Annotated in this window: 13 protein-coding genes; 4 read left to right on the forward strand and 9 right to left on the reverse strand. The window is 58.4% G+C overall.

Translation table 11 applies throughout. The features are described from left to right. Nucleotides 1-466: 466 nt before the first annotated feature. The 6 genes from msrQ to E4T63_RS23595 all read right to left on the reverse strand — a co-directional run bounded on the left by msrQ (nucleotide 467) and on the right by E4T63_RS23595 (nucleotide 6,442). Nucleotides 467-1,078, reverse strand: coding sequence for a protein-methionine-sulfoxide reductase heme-binding subunit MsrQ (msrQ, locus tag E4T63_RS23570; protein ID WP_134787334.1), 612 nt, complete (start codon nucleotides 1,076-1,078; stop codon nucleotides 467-469). Further along, a complete protein-coding gene (msrP, locus tag E4T63_RS23575) occupies nucleotides 1,078-2,091 on the reverse strand; it encodes a protein-methionine-sulfoxide reductase catalytic subunit MsrP (RefSeq protein WP_135296568.1) in 1,014 nt (337 codons plus the stop codon). The genes msrQ and msrP overlap by 1 nt, the downstream gene beginning before the upstream one ends. 63 nt (nucleotides 2,092-2,154) lie before the next feature. After that, on the reverse strand, nucleotides 2,155-3,012 hold the full coding sequence (pssA, locus tag E4T63_RS23580) for a CDP-diacylglycerol--serine O-phosphatidyltransferase (RefSeq protein WP_027614080.1): 858 nt from the start codon (nucleotides 3,010-3,012) through the stop codon (nucleotides 2,155-2,157). Nucleotides 3,013-3,158: 146 nt separating this feature from the next. Beyond that, nucleotides 3,159-4,175 carry a ketol-acid reductoisomerase gene (ilvC, locus tag E4T63_RS23585; RefSeq protein ID WP_007959661.1) on the reverse strand — a complete coding sequence of 339 codons (1,017 nt, stop codon included), beginning with the start codon at nucleotides 4,173-4,175 and terminating at the stop codon, nucleotides 3,159-3,161. 48 nt (nucleotides 4,176-4,223) lie between these two features. Next, on the reverse strand, nucleotides 4,224-4,715 hold the full coding sequence (ilvN, locus tag E4T63_RS23590; RefSeq protein ID WP_003205610.1) for an acetolactate synthase small subunit: 492 nt from the start codon (nucleotides 4,713-4,715) through the stop codon (nucleotides 4,224-4,226). A gap of 2 nt (nucleotides 4,716-4,717) precedes the next feature. After that, the gene (locus E4T63_RS23595; protein ID WP_027614081.1) at nucleotides 4,718-6,442 is read right to left on the reverse strand and encodes an acetolactate synthase 3 large subunit; all 1,725 of its coding nucleotides are present in this window, start codon (nucleotides 6,440-6,442) and stop codon (nucleotides 4,718-4,720) included. A 399-nt stretch (nucleotides 6,443-6,841) separates the two neighbouring features. Between E4T63_RS23595 and E4T63_RS23600 the strand changes: the two genes are divergently transcribed. Then, nucleotides 6,842-7,258 carry a DUF4124 domain-containing protein gene (locus E4T63_RS23600; RefSeq protein ID WP_027614082.1) on the forward strand — a complete coding sequence of 139 codons (417 nt, stop codon included), beginning with the start codon at nucleotides 6,842-6,844 and terminating at the stop codon, nucleotides 7,256-7,258. A gap of 109 nt (nucleotides 7,259-7,367) precedes the next feature. Here E4T63_RS23600 and E4T63_RS23605 read toward each other — a convergent pair whose 3' ends face one another. From E4T63_RS23605 to mrcB, 3 genes are read right to left on the reverse strand one after another with little or no spacing between them, the layout of a single operon-like run. After that, nucleotides 7,368-7,703, reverse strand: a complete 336-nt coding sequence (locus tag E4T63_RS23605) for a YqcC family protein (protein WP_097089181.1) — start codon at nucleotides 7,701-7,703, stop codon at nucleotides 7,368-7,370. Beyond that, a complete protein-coding gene (locus tag E4T63_RS23610) occupies nucleotides 7,703-8,458 on the reverse strand; it encodes a hypothetical protein (RefSeq protein WP_098965620.1) in 756 nt (251 codons plus the stop codon). The genes E4T63_RS23605 and E4T63_RS23610 overlap by 1 nt, the downstream gene beginning before the upstream one ends. Before the next feature lie 16 nt (nucleotides 8,459-8,474). Continuing rightward, a complete protein-coding gene (gene mrcB / locus E4T63_RS23615; RefSeq protein ID WP_097089183.1) occupies nucleotides 8,475-10,799 on the reverse strand; it encodes a penicillin-binding protein 1B in 2,325 nt (774 codons plus the stop codon). A 116-nt stretch (nucleotides 10,800-10,915) separates the two neighbouring features. Between mrcB and E4T63_RS23620 the strand changes: the two genes are divergently transcribed. The 3 genes from E4T63_RS23620 to E4T63_RS23630 all read left to right on the forward strand — a co-directional run bounded on the left by E4T63_RS23620 (nucleotide 10,916) and on the right by E4T63_RS23630 (nucleotide 13,468). After that, nucleotides 10,916-12,472 carry an AAA family ATPase gene (locus E4T63_RS23620; RefSeq protein WP_135296569.1) on the forward strand — a complete coding sequence of 519 codons (1,557 nt, stop codon included), beginning with the start codon at nucleotides 10,916-10,918 and terminating at the stop codon, nucleotides 12,470-12,472. Between the two features lie 91 nt (nucleotides 12,473-12,563). Beyond that, nucleotides 12,564-12,908 (forward strand): pentapeptide repeat-containing protein, encoded by a 345-nt coding sequence (locus E4T63_RS23625; RefSeq protein WP_098965625.1) that lies wholly within the window; start codon nucleotides 12,564-12,566, stop codon nucleotides 12,906-12,908. A 287-nt stretch (nucleotides 12,909-13,195) separates the two neighbouring features. Continuing rightward, nucleotides 13,196-13,468: a TfoX/Sxy family protein gene (locus E4T63_RS23630; protein ID WP_003228231.1), complete on the forward strand. Its 273-nt coding sequence runs from the start codon at nucleotides 13,196-13,198 to the stop codon at nucleotides 13,466-13,468. The last annotated feature ends 3 nt before the right edge of the window (nucleotides 13,469-13,471 follow it).

Consider the following 13,471-nt stretch of genomic DNA (forward strand, 5'->3'; position numbering starts at 1 on the left):
GCTGATAATCTTGTTGACTATCAGTCTGACTCCACAAGCACCCACACGAATTGCTTGATTCAGTTGTTAAAGAGCGGTTGGTTAAGATCTTTCGTCTCAACCGAGGCGCGCATTCTACAGCAGCCTCATTTGCTGTCAAGTGATTATTTTCAGAAGTTTTCGAAGATTTCTTCAACAACTTCAACCACTTGCGCTTCCGATCTCTCGTTAGCGGGAGGCGAATTCTACAGCGTTACACGCTGCTGTCAACACCTCTTTTCCTCCGCTTTCGACCGAGAAGATCGAACCGTCAAAAGAGCCAAACATCACCGCTCTTTCAACTCCTTCCAGGCTTCGATGAACTGAAGCAAGCGCTGCCGAAAACTGCGTAACTCATTGAATCTCAAGGAGTTTTCCGTTTCGACTGCGCCGGAAGTGGGGCGAATTATAGACCTCCTGAATCTGCCGTCAACCGTTAATTTCAGTTTTATTGCAAAACCTGCTTTTTAGCCAATAAACGCGGGATTCGACGGGCAACGGCAGGCACACGCAGCAGTAAAAGCACTGCACCTATAAAGGCATAGATCGCCCACTCCTTGAGATCAGCACGCACGATCCACAACATATGAAGCAATCCCAGCCCCAGAATCACGTATACCAACCGATGCAGTTTCTTCCAGCGCACACCTAAACGACGCTGGCTGTAGCGATTAGAGGTTACTGCCAACGCCAACAACCCGAGAAAACCCAGTGTGCCGACAATAATGTATGGCCGCTTACGCAACTCCACGCCCAACTGCGACCAGTCGAAGCCGAGGATAAACGCCATATAGCTGAACAAATGCAGACCCACATAGGCAAAACACCAAAGTCCCAACTGACGGCGCACAGCAATCCAGCCCGCCCACCCCGTCAATTTCTGCAACGGCGTCATGCTCAAAGTGATCAGCAGCAATACCAGCGTCCCCAGCCCCAATCGATCAACCAGGACTTTGCCAGGATCCGGCCCGAGCAAATCGGCGAACGCCTGATAAAACCAAAGCAATGGCCAAATCGCCGCAGCGATAAAAACGCCTACACGCCAGAACGGATATCGCATCAGTAGTTCTTCCGCAGATCGAGCCCTGTATATAAAGAAGCGACTTCATCCGCGTAGCCGTTGAACATCTGTGTATCACGCACATTCGGCTTGAACAGACTGTTCGGCAGACGCCGTTCCCGCGCCTGAGTCCAGCGCGGATGATCGACCGTCGGATTCACGTTGGCATAAAACCCGTATTCATCAGCCGCGATGCTCTGCCAGGTAGTTTTCGGTTGCTCGCTGACCAGACTGATACGCACGATGGACTTCACACTCTTGAAGCCGTACTTCCACGGCACCACCAGACGCAGCGGCGCACCGTTCTGATTCGGCAACTCGCGGCCATACATGCCTACCGCCAGAATCGCCAAGGGATTCATCGCCTCATCCAGGCGCAAGCCTTCTACATAAGGCCAGTCGATCAGGGCAAAACCCGAGCGCTGCCCTGGCATGCTCTTGGGATCCTGCAGGGTTTCGAAGCGAATGTATTTGGCTTTAGAGGTCGGTTCGACCTGCTTGAGTAGTGCAGAAATCGGAAAGCCAATCCACGGGATGACCATCGACCACGCTTCAACACAGCGAAGGCGATAGATACGCTCCTCCAACTGGTACGGCTTCATGAGGTCTTCCAGCGCGTAACGCCCTGGCTTACCCACCTCCCCGTCGACGACAACGCTCCACGGCTCGGTTTTCAGCGAACCGGCATTGGCGGCCGGATCACCCTTGTCGGTGCCGAACTCATAGAAGTTGTTGTAATGGGTCGCGTCTTTATAAGGCGTGATCGCCTCGTCCTTGGCGTTGACGGCGCCCCACTTGGTAGAAGGAAGCTTCTCGGCAAACCAGGCAGGCGTCTTGCCCGGCTCGACATCGGCATAACGCGCCGCATCCCCGGCACTGGCCCAACGCGGCAGGCTGCTCACGGCGATACCGGCCGCGGTAGCTCCGAGCAATTGGCGACGAGAAAGATAAATGGATTCAGGCGTGACATCCGACTCATGGCAGTCGGACGCTTTGGGGATTTTGATCAGCATGGCAACTCCGCAGCTTTGGAGGACAGATGCACCCATAGACTGCGGAGTATGCGGGAAATTACATCACTCGGCGTTTTTGTGACGACGAAGACGCAACAGATATTGCACAGGGCCGGAAGCGGCGTAACCGAGGAACACCAGCAGTAGAATTCGCGGTGGATCGCTGAACACCACGGCGAACACCAGCACCACGGCGAGGATCGCCACGAACGGCACGCGCCCCTTCAAGTCCAGCTCCTTGAAGCTGTTGTACTTGATGTTGCTGACCATCAACATGCCGGCAGCCGCCACCATCAAGGCGACCAGGAACGACATCTTCGAACCCTGAATGCCGTAATCGCTGAACGCCCAGACGATGCCTGCGACCACGCCGGCAGCTGCCGGGCTGGCCAGGCCGATGAAGTATCGCTTGTCAGCCGTACCGACCTGGGTATTGAAACGCGCCAGACGCAATGCCGCGCCGGCTACATAGATGAAGGCGACCATCCAGCCGACCTTGCCCATGTCGCCCAATGCCCAGCCAAAGGCCAGCAGCGCCGGCGCTACACCGAACGCGACCATGTCCGACAACGAGTCATACTCGGCGCCGAAGGCACTTTGCGTATTGGTCATGCGCGCTACACGGCCATCAAGACCATCGAGCACCATGGCCACAAAAATCGCGATCGCGGCGAAGGCGAAATACTTGCTCGCATTCGCAGAGTCACCGGCGCTCAAGGCAGCCTGGGCACTCATCGAGTTGATGATGGAATAAAACCCTGCGAACAGGTTCGCAGTGGTGAACAGATTCGGCAGCAGATAGATACCACGATGCCGGACTTTACGACCTTCTGCGTCGTGCCCTTCCTCGACATGTTCATCGATGGGCAGCAGGCTTTCGGCGTCAGAAGCCTGGTTCGGCTCTTCGGGACGTTCGCTCATGGACATTACCTTGCAACGGTTTGGAAAGTTTCGACAGGTGCCTGTGACGACGGTTCGGCCACAAACGATGCAGCTTTATACCAGAACCATCGGTTTCAAACGAAAAAACGCGGCCGAGGCCGCGTTTTTCGTACAAGGATGACGACTTAGTTTTTGGCTTTGTCGACGATCTTGTTGGCACCGATCCACGGCATCATGGAGCGCAGTTGCTCGCCGATGATTTCGATACCGTGAGCGGCGTTGTTACGACGCTTGGCGGTCATCGAAGGGTAGCCGGTCGCGCCTTCGCTGATGAACATTTTGGCGTATTCGCCGTCCTGAATACGTTTCAGGGCGTTGCGCATGGCCTGACGGGATTCGGCGTTGATCACTTCCGGGCCGGTCACGTACTCGCCGTATTCAGCGTTGTTGGAGATCGAGTAGTTCATGTTGGCGATACCGCCTTCGTACATGAGGTCAACGATCAGCTTCAGTTCGTGCAGGCACTCGAAGTAGGCCATTTCCGGCGCGTAGCCAGCTTCAACCAGAGTTTCGAAACCGGCTTTCACCAGCTCAACGGTACCGCCGCACAGTACGGCTTGTTCGCCGAACAGGTCGGTTTCGGTCTCGTCCTTGAAGGTGGTTTCGATGATGCCGGTACGACCGCCACCCACGCCAGCTGCGTAGGACAGTGCAACGTTTTTGGCGTTGCCCGAAGCGTCCTGGTAGATCGCGATCAGGTCAGGGATACCGCCGCCCTTCACGAACTCGGAACGCACGGTGTGACCCGGCGCTTTCGGCGCGATCATGATCACGTCGAGGTCGGCACGCGGAACAACCTGGTTGTAGTGGATCGCGAAACCGTGGGAGAAGGCCAGGGTGGCGCCTTTCTTGATGTTCGGCTCGATTTCGTTCTTGTACAGCTGGGACTGGAATTCGTCCGGGGTCAGGATCATGACCAGGTCGGCGCCGGCAACAGCGGCGGCCACGTCGGTCACTTTCAGGCCGTGAGCTTCGGCTTTGGCAACGGTAGCCGAACCTTTACGCAGACCGACGGTTACGTCGACACCGGAATCTTTCAGGTTGCACGCTTGGGCGTGGCCCTGGGAACCGTAACCGATGATGGCAACTTTCTTGCCCTGGATGATCGACAGGTCGCAGTCTTTATCGTAGAAAACTTTCATGAATTTCCCCTATATATCCAGGCCGTTCAGGCCATTCGCTAATTTGGTTTAGATGCTGAGTACTTTGTCGCCGCGGGCAATGCCGGTCACGCCGCTACGGACGGTTTCCAGAATCGATGCGGTGCCGATGGACTGAATGAAGCTGTCGAGCTTGTCGCTGGTACCGGTCAGTTGAACGGTATACACGCTGGCGCTGACGTCGACGATCTGTCCACGGTAAATATCGGTGGTGCGTTTGATCTCGGCGCGCTGGGCGCCAGTGGCCTTGACCTTGACCAGCATCAGCTCGCGCTCGATGTGAGCGCTTTCCGACAGGTCCACCAGCTTGACCACTTCGATCAGCTTGTTCAGGTTTTTGGTGATCTGCTCGATGATTTCATCGTGGCCAACAGTGGTCAGCGTCAGACGCGACAGAGTCGGGTCTTCGGTTGGCGCCACCGTCAGGCTTTCAATGTTGTAGTTGCGCTGCGAGAACAGGCCGACTACGCGAGACAAAGCGCCGGGTTCGTTTTCCAGAAGCAGGGAAATAATGTGCCGCATGATTAAGTACGCTCCGTCTTGCTCAGCCACATATCGCGCATGGAGCCGTCTTTGATCTGCATCGGATAGACGTGCTCGCTGGTATCGACCGAAATATCGATCACCACCAGACGATCTTTCATGGCGAACGCCTCTTCCATCTTCGACTTCAAGTCTTTCGAATCGGTGATGCGCACGCCGACGTGACCGTAGGCCTCAGCCAGTTTGACGAAGTCAGGCAGCGACTCCATATAAGAGTGCGAGTGGCGGCTGCCATAGCTCATGTCCTGCCACTGACGAACCATCCCCAGAACACCGTTGTTCAGGATGACGATTTTCACCGGCAAGCCATATTGCAGGCAGGTCGACAGCTCCTGGATGTTCATCTGGATGCTGCCTTCACCGGTGACGCAGGCAACGTCGTCATCCGGGAAGCTCAACTTGATGCCCATGGCCGCCGGGAAACCGAAGCCCATGGTGCCCAGACCACCGGAGTTGATCCAGCGGTTCGGCTTGTTGAACGTGTAGTACTGCGCCGCGAACATCTGGTGCTGGCCCACGTCGGAAGTGATGAAGGCATCGCCTTTGGTCACTTCGCACAGGGTCTCGATCACGGTCTGTGGCTTGATCAGGCTGCCGTCGCCCTTTTCATATGGGAACAGGCCGCGATCACCGCGCCACTCATCGACTTGCTTCCACCAACTGGCAACGGACTCCTTGTTCGGGGTCTCGCCGATTTCCTTGAGGATCGCGACCATTTCGGTCAGGACGCTCTCCACCGGGCCAACGATTGGCACGTCGGCCTTGATGGTCTTGGAGATCGAAGCCGGGTCGATGTCGATGTGGATGATCTTGGCGTTCGGGCAGAACTTCGCCGCGCCGTTGATCACACGGTCATCGAAACGCGCGCCGACAGCCAGGATCACGTCGGCATGGTGCATCGCCAGGTTGGCGGTGTAGCTGCCGTGCATGCCGAGCATGCCGATGAACTGCCGGTCGGTGCCAGGGAAACCGCCCAGGCCCATCAAGGTGTTGGTCACTGGCAGGTTGAGCATTTTCGCCAGTTCGGTCAGCGGTGCGGAACCGTTGCCGAGGATCACGCCGCCACCGGAATAGAGCACTGGGCGTTTGGCTGCCAGGAGCATTTCTGCCGCCTTGCGGATTTGCCCGGAGTGACCGCGGACGGCCGGGCTGTAGGAACGCAGCTTGGCTTTTTTCGGGAAGATGTATTCGAACTTCTCGGCCGGGTTGGTCATGTCTTTCGGGATATCGACCACGACCGGGCCCGGACGACCGGACTGCGCCAGGTAGAAGGCCTTCTTCATGACTTCCGGGATTTCCGAGGCGTGCTTGATCATGAAGCTGTGCTTCACGATCGGCCGGGAGATACCGATCATGTCGGTTTCCTGGAACGCGTCGGTGCCGACCATGGTGCTTGGCACCTGACCGGAAATGATCACCATTGGAATCGAATCCATATAGGCGGTGGCGATACCGGTGATGGCGTTTGTGGCGCCAGGACCTGATGTCACCAATACCACGCCGGCTTTACCGGTGGCACGGGCGTAACCGTCAGCCATATGGGTGGCCGCTTGTTCGTGACGAACCAGGATGTGGGTCACTTCCGGTTCTTTGAACAGGGCATCGTAAACATGAAGAAGAGCACCACCCGGGTACCCGTAGATATATTTGACGCCTTCGTCACGCAAGAAGCGGACGAGCATCTCACCGCCAGATAAAAGCTCCACGTTGTTCACCTCTAAAACGCCAGAATACCGTCCACACAAAAGGGGCGGGTCTTAATAGGTTTACTTCTCGGCAGAGCATGAGCGACGGTGGTCGCCGACTACGTCAGCACTGACTGAGCAAGTATTGGGATCGTCCCAAGTGTTGCGGGCCTTTCCCACCCAGCGCGAGGTAACGCGTTGCGGGTGTAACAGGTCGACGCGGATATGCGCCTCATGATCTACCGAGTGGGTCTGCTTCTGGCAGTCCCTCTACAGCGGACTTTGGATTCTTCTGTTTCGCCCTCTCCAAGTCAAGCCGTCAATGTGCTTAATTGTGGGTAAGCACATGAGAACGCAAGAAAAAACCTGAAAACAGCTACTCTGTTAGCGTCAATTGCGCAATTTTGCCAAGGAATCAGCATGCGAACGCTTCTGTTAACTCTGCTGATCGGCCTCAGCCCCTGGTGCTCGGCCGCTCAAATCTACAAATGGGTAGATGCCCAGGGCGTCACGCACTTCGATGCGCAGCCACCGCAAGGGCTGCCGGCGACGACTGTGCAGACGCCCTCCTCGCCCCCAACGAAACCTGCCGCCATGCCTGGCAGTGGTGCGCTGGGCGATCAGAAAGCCATCGACGACAAGGTGAAGAAACAGGTGGCGGAGCAGCAGGCGCAGCTCAAGGCATTTTGCGAACAGGCACGGACGAACCTGGCGCAATTGCAGAACAATCCGCGGTTGAGGGAGGAAGTGGAAGGACAATTACGGCGGCTGGATGATGCGCAGCGGCAGGAGCGCATTGTCGAAGCGCAGAAGCAGATTGCGCAGAACTGCGAATAGTCACCTGTAGGAGCTGCCGCAGGCTCGGGCCGCGATCGGACGATCTTTTGATCTTTGAAAGCAAGATCAAAAGATCGCAGCCTTCGGCAGCTCCTACAGGGGATCGGCTCTAGCGGGAAGCGGTGATCAGCAGGTCAAACTCTTTGAGCAGCACCTGCAGCTGTCGATCCTTGCCCTGCAGATTGCGCTGGGCGAAGACCATTTCAGCCATTTCCTGAATGCCCGAGGCGTTGGGCAACGGCAGATCCTGCTCAAGGATCATCTTCATCCGCGGCAGGAAGATCCATTGCAGCCATTGCTCGAAATCCAGCGTGTCGACCGAAAACGGTTCGACACTGCTCAGGGCTTCGGCCGATGGCTGAACGTCATCCCACCAACCCTGCGCGCGCAGTTCACGCTCGATCAGCAGCAACTGATCGGCGATTTTCGGGAAACGGGAATCCATCACAGCGAAACCTTGGCCTTCTGACGAGCCAGCGCTGCGCCGGCGGAATCGCCTTGTTTCTCACGGGACTGCGCGATGATTTCCCACAGGTTGGCCTGCAAGTCCGGACGACCGTTGGCCATGGTCAGTGCACGACGGGCGAACTGCTCGGCCTGTGGCGCATCACCTTGAGCCATGCGTACTTGCGCCAGACGATAGAGCACTTGCGGTTCACGCGGGGCAACGCGTTGAGCGCGCTCCAGACTGGAAGACGCACCGTTGAGGTCGCCACCGGCCTGCTGCTGTTGCGCAGTGGTCAGCAAGGCGAGCACCGGGCCATCGAGCTGTTCGTCCGCCGACAGACCACCGCCACTGCTGGCCGAAGGAATCCCGCTTGGCGTCGAAGGCATGCTGTAGCTGCCGGAGTTGATCGGTGCCGATTCGACCGGCGACGGGTTGTACGGCCCTGCGGTGATTCCGCCGGAAGCCGGGCCCGGAACGATCGGCGAGGAGCTGATCGGTGCCGATGTTGTGGCGCCGCCACCCGGCACCATCACCACCACGCCGGTATCGCCTTGCGGGATGGCCTGGGATTGCGCCTGGCCCTGGACTGGGCGTTTGACCGTCGTCTTGCGGAAACCGCCGTTGGCCGACAGCCGTTCGCTGTTGGATACGGCTGTGCCGGAGTCCACCACCGGGATCGAACCACGCTGCACGGTAGAGCAGCCGCTGAGCAAAGCCACGGCAGTCACCGCTGGAATCAACCACTTGTTCACTTGAAACCCTCTTTGCTTAATTCATCCAGCCCTTGACCCAATCCATCACCGACTCCGGCGAGGCAGGCGTTTCGCTTGCACACGCGGCGCCGGGTGGCGGTTCGCTGCCGCGAATATACGGCATCTGCACCGCCCCCGGACAGTTGGCATCGGAGCCTTGCCCGGTACGCGAATCGACCCACGCCTGCACAATGTTGTCCGGCTGCGGCATGTCTAGCGGCAGCGGATCGGCTTTGCGCATGAAACTGGTCCAGACCTGCAATGCACCGGTCGCCCCGGTGAACGGGGTCTTGCCGTTGTCGTCGCGACCCAGCCAGACCACCGCCAGCAGATCCTGACTGAAACCGGCGAACCAGCTGTCACGCGAATCGTTACTGGTACCGGTCTTGCCGGCCAGCGTCAGGGTCTTTGGCAGCACGTTATAAACCGAGCTGCCGGTACCTTCACGCATCACACGCTGCATGGCGTTCTGGATCAGGTAGATGGACGCCGGATCGAAACGCTGCTCGATCTGGAACGGATAACGCTTGAGTGGTTCGCCATCGGCGGTCAGCACACTGCGAATCCCGCGCATCGGCGTATTGAAACCACCGTTGGCGAGGGTCTGATACATGGTCGCCACTTCGATCGGGGTCATGCCGCCAGCCCCGAGCAGCATCGACGGGAACGCCGGGAATTCCCGGGTCACGCCCAGACGCGCAAGGGTCTTGAGCACATTCGGCACACCGACTTCCAGACCCAGGCGCGAGGTCGACAGGTTGTACGAATGCGCCAGCCCTTGATAGAGGAAGACTGTGCCGTGGGAGCGACGGTCGTAGTTCTGTGGCTTCCACACCTGGCCGTCCGCGCCTTTGATCGACAGCGGATCATCCGACAGCCAACTGGTCAGCGTGTAACGGCTCGGTTTTTCCAGTGCGGTCAGATACACCGCTGGCTTGACCAGGGAACCGATCGGCCGCACGGCGTCCAGCGCCCGGTTGAAACCGGCGTAACTGGCCTGACGACTGCCGATCATCGCCTGCACTTCGCCGGTTTCCGGGTTGGTCACGACCATCGCCGCTTCCACGTCATCGGAGCCCTTGCGTCCAGCCAGGCGTTTAAAGGTGTCATTCACCGACGCTTCGGCCTTCATCTGCAGAATCGGGTCGAAACTGGTGAAGATCCGCAAGCCTTCTTCGGTCAAGTCCTCGTCGCGATAGTCTTCGCGCAACTGGCGTTTGACCAGATCGATAAAGCCCGGGAACGAGCTGTCGGCAAGCTTGCCGCGCGTGGTCACACCCAGTGGCATTTTCTTCGCCGCTTCGACCTGTTCGGCAGTCGCCACGCCTTGCTGCTCAAGCACGTCGAGCACCAGGTTACGCCGCTCCAGCGCACGCTCGGGGTTGCGGCGCGGGTTGTAGTAGGATGGACCTTTGACCATGCCGACCAGCAACGCTACCTGATGCAGTTTCAACTCGGACAGTGGCTGACCGAAGAAGAACTGACTGGCCAGACCAAAGCCATGCACCGCACGCTGACCGTCCTGCCCGACGAAGACTTCGTTGAGGTAGGCCTCAAGAATTTCCTTCTTGTCGTAGTGCAGCTCCAGCAGCATCGCCATCATCGCTTCGGTGAGCTTGCGGCTCAGGCTGCGCTCGTTGGTGAGGTAGAAGTTCTTCACCAGTTGCTGGGTCAGCGTACTGCCACCCTGGGTCATCTTGCCGCCAGAGGTGTTGACCCAGATCGCCCGGGCAATCGACTTCGGCGACACGCCCCAGTGACTGTAATAGTCGCGATCTTCCACTGCTACCAGGGTTTCCAGCAGGTACGGTGGCACCTGATCGAGCTTGATCAGGATGCGGTCTTCGAGGTTTTTCGGGTAGATGCCGCCGATCATCAGCGGCTCGAGCCGCACCACGGACAATTTTCCGCCATTGAGCCCCGAGAGCTCGGCCACATAGTCGCCAGAGAAACGCACGCGTACTGGCTGGGCTTTTTCCAGGCCTTCATAGAACTGGAAGCCGCGGGTATTCAGATCAACGGTATTGCCGTTGACGGCGGCAGCGCCGGGGCCATTGCTCACGGCTTCGCGGCGATAGCCCAGGGCATCGAGTTCGGTGAGGAAATCGTCCTTGCTCAGCTTTTGTCCGACGAACAGCTCAAGCGGACGCGCGTATACCTTGGCCGGGATGGTCCAGCGCTTGCCGGAGAACTTCTCCTGCACCACGGCATCGAGGTAAACGGCGAAGCCGGCCAGCACCACAAGGCCGACCAGACTGAGTTTAATGGCCCAGCTCAACCATGGGCTGAGGCCCTTGGAGACTGGTTTTTTCTTGGTACGGGGGGATCGAGTTCGAGTCATGGCGGCGGATTATACGCACTTTATTCATCCTCAACAGGAGCGCTCCGAGGTTTGCGTCAGGCTGGCGAGCGGCCATAATGGCGACCTCGAATTTCCCAGTCTCTGAAGGATCGCCCGTGAGCCAGTCCCTGATCGCTGCCCTGCAAAACCCGGCCCTCTACCCGCACCCCGTCGAAGGGTTCCAGGTCATCGAAACCCATATCTCGTGGGTGATCCTCACCGGCCCGTTTGCTTATAAAGTGAAGAAGCCGGTGAATTTCGGCTTCCTCGACTTCACTGGCCTGGAGTCGCGCGCACATTTCTGCGCTGAAGAACTGCGTCTGAACCAACGTCTGACCGATGATTTGTATCTGGACGTGTTGCCGGTGACCGGCAGCGTCGAGGCGCCACAACTGGGTGGCGACGGCCCGGTGATCGAATATGTGCTGAAGATGCGTCAATTCCCGCAGACCGGCCTGCTCAGCACCCTGCAAGCCAACGGTGAGTTGACCACCCAGCACATTGATGAAATGGCCGAGCAGATCGCCAAATTCCACCTCAGTGCGCCAAAAGTCCCGGCCGAACACGAGGCCGGTACCCCGGACAGCGTGATGGCCCCGGTGCGCCAGAACTTCGAACAGATCCTGCCGTTTCTCAGCGACAAAAACGACCTGCTGCAACTTGAAGCCCTGCAAGCCTGGGCTGAGAGCAGCTTCGAACGCCTCAAACCACTGTTCGCCCAGCGCAAGGCCGAGGGTTTCACTCGCGAATGCCACGGTGACATCCACCTGGGCAACGCCACTGTCATCAATGGCAAAGTGGTGATCTTCGACTGCATCGAGTTCAACGAACCGTTCCGCTTCACTGACGTCTGGGCCGACACCGGTTTCTTGGCGATGGACCTGGAAGACCGTGGCCTGAAATCCCTCGCCCGCCGCTTCATCAGCCAGTACCTGGAGCTGACCGGCGACTATCAAGGCCTGGAAGTGCTGAACTTCTATAAAGCCTACCGCGCACTGGTTCGCGCCAAAGTCGCGCTGTTCAGCATGCCGGCGGATGCCACCCCGGTGCAGCGCGCAACCACCCTGCGCCAGTACCGCAACTACGCCAACCTGGCGGAAAGCTACAGCACCATTCCATCGCGCTTCATGGCCATCACCCACGGCGTATCGGCTGTCGGCAAGAGCCACGTGGCGATGCGTCTGGTCGAAGCGCTGGGCGCGATTCGCCTGCGTTCCGACGTCGAGCGCAAGCGCCTGTTCGGTGAGCAGACCGTAGCCAACGACGTGCAGGCCGGGATTTACAGTGCCGACGCCAGCGCCGCCACTTATGCCCGCCTGCATGAGATTGCCGGAGTGATCCTGCACGCCGGTTTCCCGGTAGTGATCGATGCGACCTACCTCAAGCGCGAGCAACGCGACAACGCCGCTCAAGTCGCCGAAGCCACCGGCACGCCGTTCCTGATTCTCGACTGCAACGCACCGCAAGCCGTGATCGAGAGCTGGCTGGCGATTCGTCAGGCTGACAAGAAGGATCCTTCCGACGCCACGCTGGCCGTGATCGAGGCCCAGCAGGCCAGCCGCGAAGCGCTGACGCCAGAAGAGATTCTGCGCAGCAAACGCGTACAGACCAATGAAAGCGGGACCCTCGACACCGTAGTTGCACAGATCCGCCAGCGCCTGCCAGGCCTGTAAGAAACTATTTCGGCCGTGAAGCCCTCGCTTGCTTCACGGCCGTCAAATAGTGGCACTATACTGGCGTCATAAAACCAACAGGTGATGTGACATGAGCCAGCCGAAACTTCTCGACACCCCGCTTTATGCCTTGCTGCACAAAGACGACATCACAGGCTTCAACAAGGAACGCCCGAACGACGGCCCGATCGACATGGTTGGTGGCGACTTTCGTGGTCTCGACTTGCGTGAACTGAACGCCGATGGCGTGGATTTCCGGGACGCCTACTTCCGTTCTGCCGATTTGCGTGGCATCGATTTCCGTAATGCATCACTCGAAGGCGCGAGCCTGGCCCATGCGCAGATTTCCGGCGCGTACTTCCCGCCGGAACTGAGTGCGGACGAGATCCTGATGTCGATGAATTTCGGCACCCGCCTGCGCTATCGCACACGCTGAGCACCATCGGCAGCCCCTGACACAACACCCTCCCCTTGTAGGAGTGAGCCTGCTCGCGATAGCCGACTGACATTCAAAATGGATGTCGGCTGTTACGCCGCTATCGCGAGCAGGCTCACTCCTACAGTTGTATGCGTCACACTCCTTACTATTGCATTCGCCAGATCTCATCGCCTTTCTTAGAAGCGTTTGCGTCGAATCCGACCAAACAACCACGCTTTTCCTACTGATGGCTACACTCCTGAGAAGATCGCCCACGCACCATTCGGCCGTCGCAAGGAGGCTTGATGAATGATGAACTGCAACACCTGAAGAATCTTGGCAAGACGTCGGCGCAGTGGCTGCATGCCGTGGGTATCCACAGCGCCTCGGACTTGCGTCGCCTGGGGGCGGTGGACGCCTATCGGGCCGTGCGTACCCGCGGGTTTCGCGCATCAAAGGTGTTGTTGTACGCGATCGAAGGGGCACTGATGGATGTGCACTGGAACGACATCCCGGCCGAACGCAAAGACGCCTTGAACAAGCAGCTCGAAGCCATCTCCTCGCGCCACAAGAACTGAACA

It is taken from the genome of Pseudomonas fluorescens, assembly GCF_004683905.1.
Lineage (GTDB): Bacteria > Pseudomonadota > Gammaproteobacteria > Pseudomonadales > Pseudomonadaceae > Aquipseudomonas > Aquipseudomonas putida_A.

What these genes read in the sequence shown, in the direction of transcription:
- msrQ (WP_134787334.1), bottom strand. Translation starts at nt 1,078, where the DNA reads ATGCGATATCCGTTCTGGCGTGTAGGCGTTTTTATCGCTGCGGCGATT.
- msrP (WP_135296568.1), bottom strand. Translation starts at nt 2,091, where the DNA reads ATGCTGATCAAAATCCCCAAAGCGTCCGACTGCCATGAGTCGGATGTC.
- pssA (WP_027614080.1), bottom strand. Translation starts at nt 3,012, where the DNA reads ATGAGCGAACGTCCCGAAGAGCCGAACCAGGCTTCTGACGCCGAAAGC.
- ilvC (WP_007959661.1), bottom strand. Translation starts at nt 4,175, where the DNA reads ATGAAAGTTTTCTACGATAAAGACTGCGACCTGTCGATCATCCAGGGC.
- ilvN (WP_003205610.1), bottom strand. Translation starts at nt 4,715, where the DNA reads ATGCGGCACATTATTTCCCTGCTTCTGGAAAACGAACCCGGCGCTTTG.
- E4T63_RS23600 (WP_027614082.1), top strand. Translation starts at nt 6,842, where the DNA reads ATGCGAACGCTTCTGTTAACTCTGCTGATCGGCCTCAGCCCCTGGTGC.
- E4T63_RS23605 (WP_097089181.1), bottom strand. Translation starts at nt 7,703, where the DNA reads ATGGATTCCCGTTTCCCGAAAATCGCCGATCAGTTGCTGCTGATCGAG.
- mrcB (WP_097089183.1), bottom strand. Translation starts at nt 10,799, where the DNA reads ATGACTCGAACTCGATCCCCCCGTACCAAGAAAAAACCAGTCTCCAAG.
- E4T63_RS23625 (WP_098965625.1), top strand. Translation starts at nt 12,564, where the DNA reads ATGAGCCAGCCGAAACTTCTCGACACCCCGCTTTATGCCTTGCTGCAC.
- E4T63_RS23630 (WP_003228231.1), top strand. Translation starts at nt 13,196, where the DNA reads ATGAATGATGAACTGCAACACCTGAAGAATCTTGGCAAGACGTCGGCG.